Here is a 14,612-nt window from a genome sequence, read left to right on the forward strand (position 1 = left end):
GTCATACATTTCGCCATTTTCAATTTCCGCTTCCACTCCGACCTGACAGGCTTGCAGAATGGTGTCAGGTGCTTCGGTGCGTGAAGCCCAGTCATCTTCGGGAACTTCGATGCCGTATTTCTCGAACAGAGGCAGCAGGGCATGAATATGCCGGGTCTCTGCCTCGATGATATTAATGAACGGGCGTATATCGCCGAATTTATTGATCACATGTTGATAGGTCGCGCGTGCCTTGTATTCATCATTGATCGCTTCTACAAGTACATCTTTTATAGTTTCTGACATAGTATTCCTCCTGTAAATTGTTCCCCTGATCATTGGTTGGGGGAAGATATTGATTTTCCTATTATCAGTATACCTAAAATGACCGATCTATGCTAAAAGTATCTAAGTTTTTTTATAATGAGAAATCAAAAATCCGATAGCGGGTTTTTATTTGTCTCCAGTAGCTTGTTATGCGTTTAGTATCTCTTGATCAGTGAGTTCTTCGCCCATCCAAAGTTTCACATCCCGCGCTCCGGCACTCAAAGCAAGTTCTTGTAGGACCTTTTCTTCAACGTCAGACAATGTCTCATCTATCAATTCAAGAGGATGCATGATGGCTATTGGTCTCAACCAACTCTCCTGAAGATATTTGAATGCTTGTTTCAGAAGCTTTTCCGCTACTTCAAATTCACCAACTAAAAGGTGTTTGCTGGAAAAAGGTGTGTCCGCATCAAGTGAAACGCCTTTACCGGAATTGGCACATCTGACTATGAAAGAGTTTTCTCTTATTTGTACATAAAAAGTTTGTGTCTTGAACTTTGACAACACGAAGCTTCCTTTTTGCATAACGATTTATTCGGGGAACATAGTAATTTTTAATAGTATCAGTATACCTAAAATGTACGTTCCCTCTAAAAGTATCTAAATTTCTCTTGTTCCCTCTCTCCCGAGTGGGAACGCGCCCTGACTTCAACGGAAGAAGTGCCCTTGGGGTGCATACTGAACATAATCAGGGAGAAGATTAGAATAAGATTAGCATTACCTAACCCCAATACTCATATAATTAGATATGGTAATTAACTGCAAAATTTATTAAATCAATTATCTCGTCGTCAATTATTTGATTACATTGGTTCTCTCGCTCTTGATATAGTGATTGCCGTACACGTTCACTGTATAAATATGGATGATCTAGTTTAAATAATTCAATAGTTCTTAAACCTTTATCAGTTTTTGCAAAAATTAACACTTTATCAGTAAAATCAATGTGATCAGGTACATTATCCAAAATAGGATGTACGATATTAAATTCACAATTACTATATATAGAATTAAATGTACTAATAGTATTGTGGGTTCCTTTTAAAGGTCTATTACAATCACTACATGAAATTAATAAATTGTATGGTTCAAACGTATATTGTGGATATCGATCCTTATTAGCAAAATGTTCACGATCTCCATCATAGTGCGTCCTTGTATCAATATTTTTCATGCAATATACACATTTGTCATTTTGGATTAATAAAAGTCTAATTTTCATCTCCTTTTTTAGACTCTTCATACTTGCATCATTATTATATGCACTCCAAGATTCTTGTTGAAGTTTTGTAGGATTATTCAAACTATTTAAATATGCTAGTTCTAAAGGTAAAAATTCTAAAGCAGTATCTAAATTTAACATATTTAATTTTCCTGGAGATACTTTTTTATTTTTTCAGACAATTTGTATAATGGATCATCTTCATGAAAAACTACATCTTTAATATTTTCATAACTTTTCATAATTTTTTTCTTGTCTGTCGGATCATTCTTTGAAATTAGACTAAAAACGGTTTGTAAATCTTTCTCTAAATAATAATTATTCACTGTTCGAGTATTAAAAATACGATATAAAATATTTTCTGCTGACCAACTGAACGTATCATCTTTAATATTTTCTACTGATTTATCTTTATGTATAGTAAAAATATTAGTCTCATCTTTGTGCAAACCAGACACCATAAAGTGAGAATGTGTAGCAATTATTACATGAATATTTTTATATCCAGACAAAATTTGTTTTAAATGAAAATTATATTTTATTTGCCAATTAGGATGCAAACTTATTTCTGGTTCATCTATAACTATTATGGAGTTGTTTTGTACATTAGCTAAAATATGTAAAGTTATATAAAGAAGGTTCTTTTCTCCAGAACTTAAAGACTCAGAATCTACTTCACTATCTTTTTGACTTATTTCAATAGTTGAAGGATCTAGTAAACCAGCAAAAATCATATTTTTAACAATTTTGTATTTTTTATATGATGCTTCAGTTTCTCTAAAATCAATGACTAATTCAGTAAAAACTTTACTTGTATTTGTTTTGCTACGCTCATTTTTTACTTCTTGAATATACTTTAACATATCGGACTTCTCTTGCTCAGTAAGTAGTGAAATGTTTTTATTTGCATACTTTGATTTTTTGTGTATTGTATTCATTCTCATATTAATTGTTCTCATGGTTATTTTTTTAGTTACCATACTCTTTAATATATAATCAAACTTCATTTTCACTATTGGCTCATAACCCAGTAGCTCAAAAGTCTGGACAACTTTATCTCTAAAACTTTTTTCTACTACACAGTCAAATAAAATACTTCTTATTTTTTTGTTTACAGATCCTGAAAAAATTGCATTTGCAGCACTTCTGATCCCTAAGTATTTATATACTGAATTTTCATTATCTTCATGTGATTGATAGGTAAACTTGTCTTCTGCTAAAAATGTTAAAGCCAATATAGATTGAGGTACTAGAATATTTTTCCAACTTGTACCTTCACCTAGAGTATAGGTTTCTTTATTTTTTTTTATATTAAAAACTTTTCCATCTAATTCATAAATAATATGATAATAATTTAATCGTTTACGTTTAGAAGAATGCTTATTTTGTTCACTCATTATATCTCGAAAAATATCAATCAATTTTACAAGTGACATACTCTTTCCTGTGCCATTTGCACCAATAAGTATAGAAAAAATAATATTTTTATCCATTTTATCTGTAGAAAAATTAAAATCAGTGTTGTTTTTTTCATCAAATGAAATTTTATGTAATCTAAACGACATGTTCCTCCGCCTTTTTTTAATCTAGAAGTGATTTTGCTTTACTCGCAGATTCTTTCCATGTAGCATCTACAACTACTATTTCAGGTAGTTTTTTCTCTACTGTTTCATACTTATTTTTATGTCTAAATACAGTCTTGACTTTTTTCATGTCTTTAGGGTCAAGTAAAATAATTAAGAAAAAACTAATAATTGTCTTTTCGGCTTTATCATAAATAGGTAATTGTGTCTCATATCCATGAAGAAGTCTATTGGTTGATAGTTTCAATTCAACGTTTACTTTTGTATCAGCACCTTGACTTATTTTAAAATCTACAGGACCTCTACCTGCATCACTTTCAGGGCTTAAATCAAGATTGTTTGCCTCACAATATGATTGAGCAATAGCCAAAAATAGCATTTGTGCAAACTTTTCATTTTTATGTGTTCCATCACTATTATGAAAAAATTTAAATAATCCATTGTTTTCAATTAACAATTGATACTTATTACATATTGTCGCAACAGTTTCCTTGACTGACATTTTCTTGTCCAGAGATAGAGGAAAGTCAGCACTAAAGTTGTGTGCTAGATCTTTCCAGATAAACTCGCCGGTAGAATCTTCTATAAAATCATATGAAGTATTAACCTTAACTTTAATTAATTTAACTAATTCTTTAGCCAAAGCAGGCTCTTTAACGATAAGTCTTTTGAGTTGCTGCTTACTTATCTTATTACCTGCTTCCATTCCTTGGGCAATAATCATATTCACTCTATTTCTAAGTCCTTCATTATGTGCACAAACAATGCTAATATCATCACGGTCTATCGCCATAGGTAAAGCTACAATAAATTCTTCTGGGATGAAAACTACGGGTTCACTTTTATGATGTGGAACATTATATACTACACCGCCATATTCATATACTTTGGTGGGTATTTTTAACTTTACTGCCATACTTTCTGTATACATAAAAAATTCCTCAGCTAGTATAGATAAAAGCATATCACTTATTCTATCTGCTCCTATTCCCTCTTCTAATAGTCCAATTAATTCAAAAATCTCAGGGTCTTCTATTCCTGCAGCAACAATTTCCGAAGCACCTTTAGTTAATTGTTCTGCTAGTTTTTCTCCTATGCCAGAACCTTTTTTCCCTGATTTTGAATACCCAAGGCCTGCATGAGCTATCTCATGAAAAACAAACTTTTTAACGGTTTCTCTATAAAATCTATCACCTTCAACTTTAGAAGCTTTGATAAGTTTTACAATGGTTGAAAAATGTTTTTTATATTTCTCATAAGAACTCTCAAACTCAGGTATTAAGGTACCTTGTAACATATGAGGAACAATATAGAAATTTGCATCCCTATCTACAAAACCATTGAACACCCCTAATTTCCTAAAAGCTTCAGCAGAAACACCAAATGCTTCATGGTATCTTGTATGATCACTCATTAATAATCCCTATGATCTCTCTAAAGCTTTCCAGTCCAGCTTCTAAATCATCAATTATCTCATTTGCCAAAATGTCTGGGTCAGGAAGATTGTCTAAATCAGCCAAGCTTTTATCTTTTAGCCAGAAGATATCTAAACTTGTTTTGTCTCTAGCGATTATCTCTTCATAGCTAAACTTTCTCCATCTACCCTCTAGATTTTTTTCACTGTATGTTTCTTTTCTTTGGTGTCTATTGGTTGGGTTATAGCACTTGATGAAGTCTTGTAAATCATCAAGCGTCATAGGGTTTTTCTTTAGTGTAAAGTGGATGTTTGTTCTAAAGTCATATATCCACACCTCTTTTGTCCAAGGCTCTTTACTTGCAGGTTTGTTATCAAAGAACAGTACATTTGCTTTTACACCTGGCTTATAAAAGATTCCAGTTGGAAGTCTGAGTATCGTATGAAGCTCTGTTGTCTTCATCAGCTCTTTTCTCACCGTCTCACCAGCTCCACCCTCAAAGAGTACATTATCGGGTAATACCACTGCGGCTTGACCTGTAGTTTTGAGTAATGTTCGTATGTGCTGTAAGAAGTTTAACTGTTTGTTTGAGCTTGTAGCCCAGAAATCTTGACGATTATAAACCAAATCTTCTTTCTCTTGTTCTCCCTCTTCATTCGTGAAGGTCATTGAACTTTTTTTACCAAACGGTGGATTTGCTAACACATAATCAAATCTTTTTCCTTCATCGGCTATAAGTGCATCATTTGGAGATATGAAGCTCTCTCCATCTATTTCACCGATATTGTGTAAGAAGAGGTTCATAAGTGCCATTCTTCTTGTATTTGCAACTATCTCATTTCCATAGAAAGTTTTGTTTTTGAGAAACTCTTTTTGCTCTCTATCTAGGTCATGATTTTTTACTATGTAGTCATAAGCTGCCAAGAAGAACCCACCCGTTCCACATGCTGGGTCTGTGATAGTTTTATTTGGCTCTGGTCTTACACACTCCACCATAGCTTGGATAAGGCTTCTTGGTGTAAAGTATTGACCCGCTCCGCTTTTGGTATCTTCTGCATTTTTTTCTAAAAGTCCCTCATAGATTTTACCTTTAAGATCGCTTCCAAACATCGACCAGTTTTCACGATTGACCATATCTATGATTTTGTAGAGTTTTGCGGGGTCTTGGATCTTGTTTTGGCTTTTGGTAAATATCTGTCCTAAGATTCCTTTGGCGGTTGAGAGTTCACGAAGAAGCTCACTATAATGTACCTCTAGTTCAGCTCCTCTTTTTTCAGTCAAACTCTCCCATCCAAACCCCTCTGGAATACCCAGTTTTCTATTATAAGGTGGTTTACTGTACTCATCTGCCATTTTTAAAAAAAGCAGATAAGTAAGCTGTTCTAAATAGTCTCCATACCCCACACCATCATCACGGAGCATACTTGCAAACCCCCAAACTTTACTTACTACACTTGATGCATTATTTGATTCGTTCATTATTTATCTCTCTCTTTTTTAATTCTTTTTAGTAACTCTTTGGCACTCTCATATTCTGGATGATTTTTGATATTTTCTAGCTCTTTCTCGCTTAGGAGTTTTCCTTCAAAAGCTTTTTTAAGGATACTTTGTCGTAATGCTTCGGATTTAGCTAGTGAGTTTTCTATGGTCTCTTCTATTTTATCGCAGACACTAAGCCTTGATTCTATTTCTTGGACTATTTGGGCTTGTTCTAATATACTTGGAATAATAACTGGGCAAGGTCCAAAATTTCTGTGTGTCAAATCAGGTTGCCCAGTTCTACCTGATACAAATTTAATATAATTTTGAACTTCGGAAAAAGTCAAATAATACAACAAATATTTTCTTGTAAATATATTTTTGTCATAGTTGATTCTAAAAGTATTATTATGGAAGACACCTCTAAATCCAGTTAATATATCTCCACGACTTTCTCCTGTTCTTGTCACTATTAAATCATGAGGTTCAGCGATTAAACTTTTTTCATCAATTTTAATATGTTCAACATCTGTTTTAAACCCATCACGATAATTCTTTATCCTAAGAATTGGTAATGTGTCTTTTTCTTCTTTCTTTAGTCTTGAACTTTTTGCAATTTGCATACCTTGTTGAAATTCACAAATATTACCTATGGGATAGTAACTCCACGAATTAACACGATTTTTTATTTTATAACCTAAAGAATATTTTTCATTATCTATTTCTTTCAGTGCTTCATCTGCTGTTGGAAGATTGGTTTGTTTTTCTCTCCACTCTTTTGTTAGTTCTCCCTCAAAAGCCTTTTTAAGGACTGCTTGGCGGTAGATTTTAAGTTTTGCCTTTGCGGTTTCAAGGTTTACCACTGCGTTATCAAGCTCTGAGAAAAGTTGCTCTATTTTTGCAACGATTTCTTTTTGTTCAAGAGTGGGAACAATAGGAAATGAATAATTCCAAAGTAAATCTGGATTTACATGTGGAGTTCCAGTTCCTTTTGCATTGGTATTTATTTCTAAATATTTTGATTTCAAGAAATAGTATGCAAAGTGGTTTTCAATCATTGGTAAATTGATTTTAACCAATGTGCTTCCAATCGTACCCGCTACTGCTTTTCCTACTAATCCTGATCTTGAACCATCCCATACCATTAAAAAATCATCTTCTGTGCAAAAGTTACATTTTACTCCATCAGTATATGAATCAAATATATGTTTTTCAAATCCTTGAATATCTACATAAGGATATTTAAACTCTTCAGTTTGTGTTTCGGATTGATTTTTCGGTTTTTTACCTTTTTCGGATATTGCAAAATCACCTAATCTTTCAATAATCCAGTCTTTTCTCTTTATTTCTAATTTCATTAAGCCGCCAATGCTTCATTGAGTTCATCTATAATTTTATTCATCTCTTCTCCAAATAATTGCCACATCTTTCCTCGCCCACCTTGTGCATCAAATGGGGTATAGTCTAAGTCATCAATCTCTACATGTAAGCTTGTAGCGATATGCTCTTTTATCATCCGTAGCCACTTCATCTGTTCGGCACTATATTTTGGACTATTTCCTTTATGTTTTTTAAACACCCATTCTTGAAAGTTTTTATCTATTGTTAGGTCATAACCAGTAAGTTTTGCATCCAGTCCAGTTAGTCGTCTTAATATAGATACTAGAGCAATAATCTCATTTTTAGGACTTTGAGGGGTTGTCTCTTCTAATTGTCTATACGCTTCCCATACTTGAAGAGGAGCTAAATATGGTTTATTTGCTTTAATGTTTTCAAGCAACTCTTTCACCATCTTTGAAGTAAGCTCTCTTCTTCTATGTGGTTCATTGTAGAAGATTTTAAGTGCTATTATCTCATCTTTATGCTCTTCTATGTAAGCTTTAAATTTTGTGATGATTTCATTTGCTTTATCGGTTGAATCTTTATCCCAATCTGCTACAAGTACGGTATCAAGATTTACAACATCTATGATTTGTTCATGCACGCGACGAACATTTTCAAGGTATTCGTTCAGCTTACCGCTAAAGGTAGTTTGTACCTCTTTTATAAGCTCTTCTTGTGAACTTTTTTCTATCTCATCCGGGTCATAAACATTTAATAAGTCTTTGATGATGGTATTGATAGTTTTCCCACCGCTAAGCTCAGTGATTTTCTCTTTTTCATCTGGGCTAATTTGACGATCAAGTCTTATAAGTCTATTTGCAAGTGAGCTAAAAAGGTCTTCATCTGTTGCACCCATAAGAACTGCACCTAGCAAATCTTTCATAGGTACAGAAGGTTTTCTCTCTAGTGGTCTTGAGTCTGTTTTTTTTGATTTTTCAACACCTACAGCATCTACAATAACAAAGTGGGTTTTGTTTTTTGCGGTTTTTGTGACCTGCTGGAAATCATCACTGTTAATAGTCCTGCATCCTCGTCCCTTCATCTGTTCATAGTAATTACTACTTTTCACATCTCTCATAAACATGACAACTTCAAGTGGTTTAATGTCGGTACCCTGAGCTATCATATCTACAGTTACAGCAATTCTCGGATTGTAGTTATTCCGAAATCGGTTGATGAGAGATTTTGGATCTTCATCTGTCTTGTACGTTACTTTTTTGCAAAAATCATTGCCCTCTCCAAACTCTTCACGAACGATTTTGATGATGTCATCTGCATGAGAATCAGTTTTGGCAAAAATAAGCGTTTTCGGTACTTCCATCTCACCCTTTTCATCCATTCTATTTGGAAATATTTTTGGTAGGTTTTCTTTGTAAGCCTTAATGATATTTCTTATCTGGCTTGGATTAACGATATCTTTGTCTAGCTTATTTGGAGTATAGGATTCCTCTTCTTCAGTTTGCTCCCATCTTTTCCGACGACTGAGTTTTTCTCGTTTTTCTATCAGTTCTTTAGCCTTGATTACAGCACCATTTTTTGTGATCTCTGTTTCTATAATAAAGACATCATAAGGTACATTTACCCCATCGATGACAGATTCATCATAAGTATATTCGCTTACAACATTTTCATTGAAAAAACCAAAAGTTCTTTTGTCTGGTGTTGCAGTAAGTCCTATGAGAAAAGCATCAAAGTAATCAAGTACTTGTCTCCATAAATTATAGATTGACTGGTGGCACTCATCTATTACAATAAAGTCAAATGTTTCTATCGGGTTTTTTTGATTATAAACTACAGGCAGTGGCTCTTTGGGTTTCCAGTTTGATTCATTCGGGTTCTCTTCTTCTGCCTTTTCATCCAGATCTTCACCTTTTAAGATTGAGTAGAGTCTTTGAATGGTACTAATACAGACTTGTGCATCACTTGCTATATAGCTTGAACTAAGTTTTTGGACATTATAAAGCTCAGTAAATTTTCTATTGTCATCTTGTGGGACAAACTTCATAAACTCTTGTTCTGTTTGTTCACCAAGATTTCGTGTATTGACTAAAAATAAGACTCTTTGAGCTTTTGCAAATTTGAGAAGCCTGTAGACAAAAGAAGCTGCTGTAAATGTTTTACCCGCTCCAGTTGCCATTTGGATTAATGCTCTTGGTTTATTTTGCCTAAATGAGTTTTCAAGATTTTGAATAGCTTTTATTTGAGCAGGTCTAAACCCATCAGCTTCAAGCTCCGGGATATCAAAGAATCTTCCTCTTAGTGTTTTTTCTTGTTTTGACCAATTTAGTAGAGTTTGTGGTGTATGGAAGCTAAATACTTCCCTTGCTCTTGGTTTTGGATCATTTAAGTCTGTAAATCTTGTAAGAATTCCCGTACTTTCATAGACAAATCTTAGCGGGTCGTTGTTGAGATATTTGAGTTTGGCTTTAGCATAACCGACCGACTGTTCCTCAACAACCGATATATTGTATGCAGCCTCTTCTTTTTTAGCTTCTACGATACCTACCGGTTTTCTATCAACAAAGAGTACATAATCTGCCGGTCCAACATCCGTTTGATACTCTTTGATCGCAATGCCTAAAGATTCATTCCAATTTATCTTTTTAGCACTCTGAATAGCCCAACCTGAATCGCTAAGAAGTTTATCTATTTTATCTCTTGCTATTTGCTCTGGATTTTGGTTTATCTCGTACATACTATTCCCTACACGATACACTTTAATCTTATACTTGAATCTTAAAAATTTATTAAGTTACTTATTCTAGCCTAAAGAAGCATAGAGATAACAATAAAACGAAAATTAAAAGCACTCTATGCTTTTTACCGACAATTTTCAGACTCAATCCTTCAAATATGTCTGTCAATGAGAGACCCATTTCTCTTTCCCCAGTTACCCTCTATCAATTAAAGCTACTCACTGTCATGTCCAGATAAAAGCACACTAAAGTTATATATTTTTATTAATATTTTATATATATAGGACATTTCTGATATACTCTACATATTATATATACCGCAACAGAAGTACGCTTTGCCCATTACCGTTTATATTACGATAAGAAAGGATCTTCATGATGAATGACTATAAAAACCTTAAAGAGCACTACAGGTTCACACCGGAGGAAGAAGAGATCTTAAAATCGCTGCAGCCCAAAATGGCAGCCGTGGCAGATATTTTCATGAATGAATTCTATGATTATATCTGGGGGTTCGGCAAGACGGCACAGTTCCTGAAAAACAAAGAGATCATCGAGAACCACAGAAAAAAGATCAAAGAGTGGTTCATCCATCTGTTCAACGGAAAATATGACCTGCAGTACTTTCTGTACCTCTACAAGATCGGTGAAGTCCATATGAAGATCGGGTTGCCGACGCATTATGTCAATTCCGCTTTTACCTTTGTCAGAACGTTCGTGCTCAAGCACATCGAAGATGACTACGCGAACAAGAAAGAGCACATCAAGGTCATCAATGCCATTGAAAAGATCATAGACATGAACCTTGACTCTTTGACCAGTTCCTACAGGGAAGAAGAGCTGGGAAGATTTCTCTCTCTGTCCAAGATCGAAAAGAAGATGCTGACCGGATTGAAAGAGTTCAACTCCTATATCAACTATTTTTTGGCGGGCGCACTGGCCATCGTCGCGTTTTTTGCGATAGGACTTTTCTTATATGACATATACCTGTTGTTTTTTACCGACATGAAGATAGAAGAAGGCATCTTGACCGTACTGGGAAGCCTGCTTGTCCTCTGGGCGACCATCGAGCTGATCCATGAAGAGATCAACCACCTTCAGGGCAAAGGCTTTGCCATAGGGGCGTTCATCATGCTGGCCATGGCAGCACTGATCAGAAAAGTGCTGATATACTCCCTCTCTTCCGAAAAAGGGCAAGAGCTGCTCACGATAGGCGGAGTGATCGTCGGACTGGCCATTGCCTACTGGCTGGTGGGGGCAAAGAAAAAACAACTCCGGTACTGACAAAAGAGATTCTTTTTCGACGCCATAAGGTATCAGAACTCCGGCTAGGCGCTGACTGTCATCTGCACATACAATACACACATGTGTGCTAGCATAGACAAAAGCGATAGGAAAAAGAACGATGAAAGAGACCCGCAAAGATGTCGTCTGCGGCATGGATGTTTCAGAGGATTCCCCATACCAAAGCACCTATCATCATAAGAACTACTATTTCTGCAGCGAACAGTGCAAAAGCAAGTTCGATACCTCGCCCGAGACCTACCTGGAACCCAAAAAGAGTGAAGATATAAAAAACTGTCCTGACGGCAGCTGTGACATCGACCCCGGATTTACACAATACACCTGCCCCATGCATCCGGAGATCATACAGGACGGACCGGGAAGCTGCCCCATATGCGGCATGTCGCTGGAACCTGTGATGGCAACGGCGGAAGAGGATGACGGTGAGCTCAAAGCGATGACACGGCGTTTCTGGTTCTCTGCCTTCCTGGCGCTTCCTCTTTTTATGCTGGCGATGACCGCAGATATGATGCCCTCGCTGCTTCCGAAGGGTCTGTCCATCAAGACCCTGTACTGGATAGAGTTCTTCCTCGCGACACCCGTAGTGCTCTGGGGCGGATGGCCGTTCTTTGTAAGGGCCTGGCACTCCGTCAGAACATGGAACCCCAATATGTTCACGCTCATCGCGCTCGGTGTCTCGGTCGCATGGACCTACAGTGTCGTGGCCCTGCTTTTCCCTGCCATCTTCCCGCCGCAGATGCGCTCGGTCGATGGGACGGTGCACGTCTACTTTGAATCGGCAGCGGTGATCACGGCACTGGTACTGATGGGGCAGGTTCTGGAGCTTCGGGCACGATCAAAGACCAATGAAGCCATCAGAATGCTGCTCAGCCTTGCACCCAACACTGCCACGCTGATCCATGCTGACGGATCGGAAACAGTGGTCTCCAGAGAAGCGGTCAAGGCAGGCGACAGACTGCGCATCCGTCCCGGAGAAAAGATACCCGTCGACGGCGTCGTCGTGGAAGGGTCCAGCCATGTGGATGAGTCCATGGTGACGGGTGAACCTCTCGCCGTCAAAAAAGAGGCAGGCATGAAGCTGATCGGCGCCACGATCAACGGAAGCGGGACGATCGTCATGGAGGCAGAGAAGATCGGTGCAGACACCCTGCTCTCGCAGATCATCGACATGGTCGCGAGGGCGCAGCGCTCGCGTGCACCCATACAGAACCTGGCAGACCTCGTCTCTTTCTATTTCGTACCGGCCGTGGTGCTTATTTCCATCTTTACCTTTGTCATCTGGTATCTCGTCGGACCGGAACCGAAACTGGCCTATGCCCTGGTATCGGCCGTGGCAGTGCTGATCATAGCCTGTCCCTGTGCACTGGGCCTGGCAACGCCTATCTCGATCATGGTGGGTACGGGGAAAGGCGCTTCCAACGGCGTGCTGATCAAAAATGCCGAAGCCCTGGAAATGATGGAAAAAGTAGGTACGGTGGTCGTCGACAAAACGGGAACGCTGACAGAGGGAAAACCGAAACTTGTGGCCATAGAGACACTCGGGAAGATAGAGAAGAACGACCTGCTGCAGCTGAGCGCTTCCCTTGAGCATGGAAGCGAACACCCTATCGCGCTGGCCATCATGGAAGAGGTCGAGGAGCAAAAGATACCCCTGCTCGAGGTACAAGCGTTTGACTCCATTACCGGTCAGGGGATCAAAGGGATCGTCAATGGGCATCAGATGGTGATAGGGAACATCCATCTGTTCGGCTCCTTGGAGATAGAGACAGAAAAGGTGAAAGAGAGAGCGGAAACCTTCCGGAAAGAGGGAGCTACCGTCGTACTGGTCGCCATAGAGGATGAGATCGCCGGCCTGATCGCGGTGGCGGACCCCATCAAAGAGACCACGCAGAATGCGATAGAAGCACTGCACAAAGAGGGGCTGAAGGTCGTGATGATCACCGGGGACAACCTGACCACAGCCAACGCGGTGGCCGGAAAACTCGGCATCGATGAAGTGCATGCGGATGTACTGCCCGAAGGCAAAGCGGACATCATCAGAACGCTGCAGGAACAAGGCGGGATCGTCGCCATGGCCGGGGACGGCATCAATGATGCCCCTGCCCTGGCCCAGTCCCATGTGGGCATCGCCATGGGGACAGGGACGGATGTTGCGATGGAGAGTGCGGGGATCACGCTGATCAAGGGTGACCTCGGAGGCATCGTCAAAGCTAGAAGACTGAGCCGTGCCACGATGAAGAACATCAGACAGAACCTCTTTTTCGCTTTCATTTACAACACGTTGGGCGTGCCCATAGCTGCTGGTGCGCTCTACCCTTTCTTTGGCATACTGCTCTCTCCGATGATCGCTGCCACCGCGATGAGCTTCTCCTCCGTTTCGGTGATCGTCAATGCCTTGCGGTTGAAAAAAGAGACCCTTTAGCGCGTCGGTCCCCTGCCTCCGGACCACGCTCGCAGAGTGCTTCGGCACAGCTACACACACATTACACGGAATCTTCTTACCATAGACAAAAACAGCTACTCTTAACGAGTAAAGAAAGGATTTAAAATGACACATACATTAATGGACCTGCCTTTTGAACTGGATGCTTTGGAGCCGTACATTTCCAGAGAGACACTGGAGTACCATCATGGCAAGCACCATGCCGCCTATGTCAATAACCTGAACAGGCTGATCGAAGGGACAAAGTTCGAGAAGATGGTCCTTAAAGATATCATCAAGTCTGCCGATGGCGGCATCTTCAACAATGCCGCACAGGTCTATAACCATGACTTCTATTTTAAGGGGCTGTGCAGGGACAAGACCACACCCTCCAAGAACCTTCTGAAACTAATAGACAGAGACTTTGGTTCCATGGAAGCCTTTAAAGAGACATTCTTGGAGCGTGCAGCAGGCCTGTTCGGATCCGGCTGGCTATGGCTCAGCATAGACAGTTCAGGCGATCTGCTGCTGGAGTCCCTGTCCAATGCACAAAATCCGCTCGTGACAGGAAATACCCCTCTCATGACCTGTGATGTCTGGGAGCATGCCTACTATATAGACAACAGAAATGCCAGACCTGAATATCTGAAAAAGTGGTGGGACATCATCAATTGGGATTTTGTTTCCAAAAACCTTGAGGATTTCACCTACTCACGCCACGGTACCCTGGACCCTTGCAGTGATGACAGTGAGGAGTGTAAAATATAGCGTGTTCGGAAAGATCGAACACCGCAATAGAGA

The 14,612-nt window shown here is 38.8% G+C and carries 11 protein-coding genes; 3 read left to right on the top strand and 8 right to left on the bottom strand.

The genetic code is table 11. From position 1 onward, the window contains the following. The 8 genes from VIM88_RS08555 to VIM88_RS08590 form a co-directional block, all read right to left on the bottom strand. A partial coding sequence (locus VIM88_RS08555; RefSeq protein ID WP_331862476.1) for a ferritin-like domain-containing protein occupies window positions 1-285 on the bottom strand: 285 nt, incomplete at its 3' end. Between the two features lie 168 nt (window positions 286-453). Continuing rightward, window positions 454-813 (bottom strand): hypothetical protein, encoded by a 360-nt coding sequence (locus tag VIM88_RS08560; protein WP_331862477.1) that lies wholly within the window; start codon window positions 811-813, stop codon window positions 454-456. Between the two features lie 235 nt (window positions 814-1,048). After that, window positions 1,049-1,669, bottom strand: a complete 621-nt coding sequence (locus VIM88_RS08565; protein WP_331862478.1) for a hypothetical protein — start codon at window positions 1,667-1,669, stop codon at window positions 1,049-1,051. A gap of 2 nt (window positions 1,670-1,671) precedes the next feature. Next, complete coding sequence (locus VIM88_RS08570) at window positions 1,672-3,093, bottom strand: AAA family ATPase (RefSeq protein WP_331862479.1); 1,422 nt, start codon at window positions 3,091-3,093, stop codon at window positions 1,672-1,674. Between the two features lie 16 nt (window positions 3,094-3,109). Continuing rightward, window positions 3,110-4,525 (bottom strand): hypothetical protein, encoded by a 1,416-nt coding sequence (locus tag VIM88_RS08575; RefSeq protein WP_331862480.1) that lies wholly within the window; start codon window positions 4,523-4,525, stop codon window positions 3,110-3,112. Continuing rightward, a complete protein-coding gene (locus VIM88_RS08580) occupies window positions 4,518-6,005 on the bottom strand; it encodes a class I SAM-dependent DNA methyltransferase (RefSeq protein ID WP_331862481.1) in 1,488 nt (495 codons plus the stop codon). The genes VIM88_RS08575 and VIM88_RS08580 overlap by 8 nt, the downstream gene beginning before the upstream one ends. Further along, on the bottom strand, window positions 6,005-7,363 hold the full coding sequence (locus tag VIM88_RS08585; RefSeq protein WP_331862482.1) for a restriction endonuclease subunit S: 1,359 nt from the start codon (window positions 7,361-7,363) through the stop codon (window positions 6,005-6,007). Before VIM88_RS08585 ends, VIM88_RS08580 begins: the two co-directional genes overlap by 1 nt. Next, window positions 7,363-10,083 (bottom strand): DEAD/DEAH box helicase family protein, encoded by a 2,721-nt coding sequence (locus VIM88_RS08590; RefSeq protein ID WP_331862483.1) that lies wholly within the window; start codon window positions 10,081-10,083, stop codon window positions 7,363-7,365. Before VIM88_RS08590 ends, VIM88_RS08585 begins: the two co-directional genes overlap by 1 nt. Window positions 10,084-10,462: 379 nt before the next feature. Here VIM88_RS08590 and VIM88_RS08595 point away from each other — a divergent pair, with 379 nt between their 5' ends. The 3 genes from VIM88_RS08595 to VIM88_RS08605 all read left to right on the top strand — a co-directional run bounded on the left by VIM88_RS08595 (window position 10,463) and on the right by VIM88_RS08605 (window position 14,579). After that, complete coding sequence (locus tag VIM88_RS08595) at window positions 10,463-11,368, top strand: protoglobin domain-containing protein (protein WP_331862484.1); 906 nt, start codon at window positions 10,463-10,465, stop codon at window positions 11,366-11,368. Window positions 11,369-11,489: 121 nt separating this feature from the next. Beyond that, complete coding sequence (locus VIM88_RS08600) at window positions 11,490-13,811, top strand: heavy metal translocating P-type ATPase (RefSeq protein WP_331862485.1); 2,322 nt, start codon at window positions 11,490-11,492, stop codon at window positions 13,809-13,811. 126 nt (window positions 13,812-13,937) lie between these two features. Beyond that, the gene (locus VIM88_RS08605) at window positions 13,938-14,579 is read left to right on the top strand and encodes a superoxide dismutase (protein ID WP_331862486.1); all 642 of its coding nucleotides are present in this window, start codon (window positions 13,938-13,940) and stop codon (window positions 14,577-14,579) included. Window positions 14,580-14,612: the final 33 nt, after the last annotated feature.

This window comes from Sulfurovum sp. (genome assembly GCF_036568385.1).
Taxonomy (GTDB): Bacteria; Campylobacterota; Campylobacteria; order Campylobacterales; family Sulfurovaceae; genus Sulfurovum.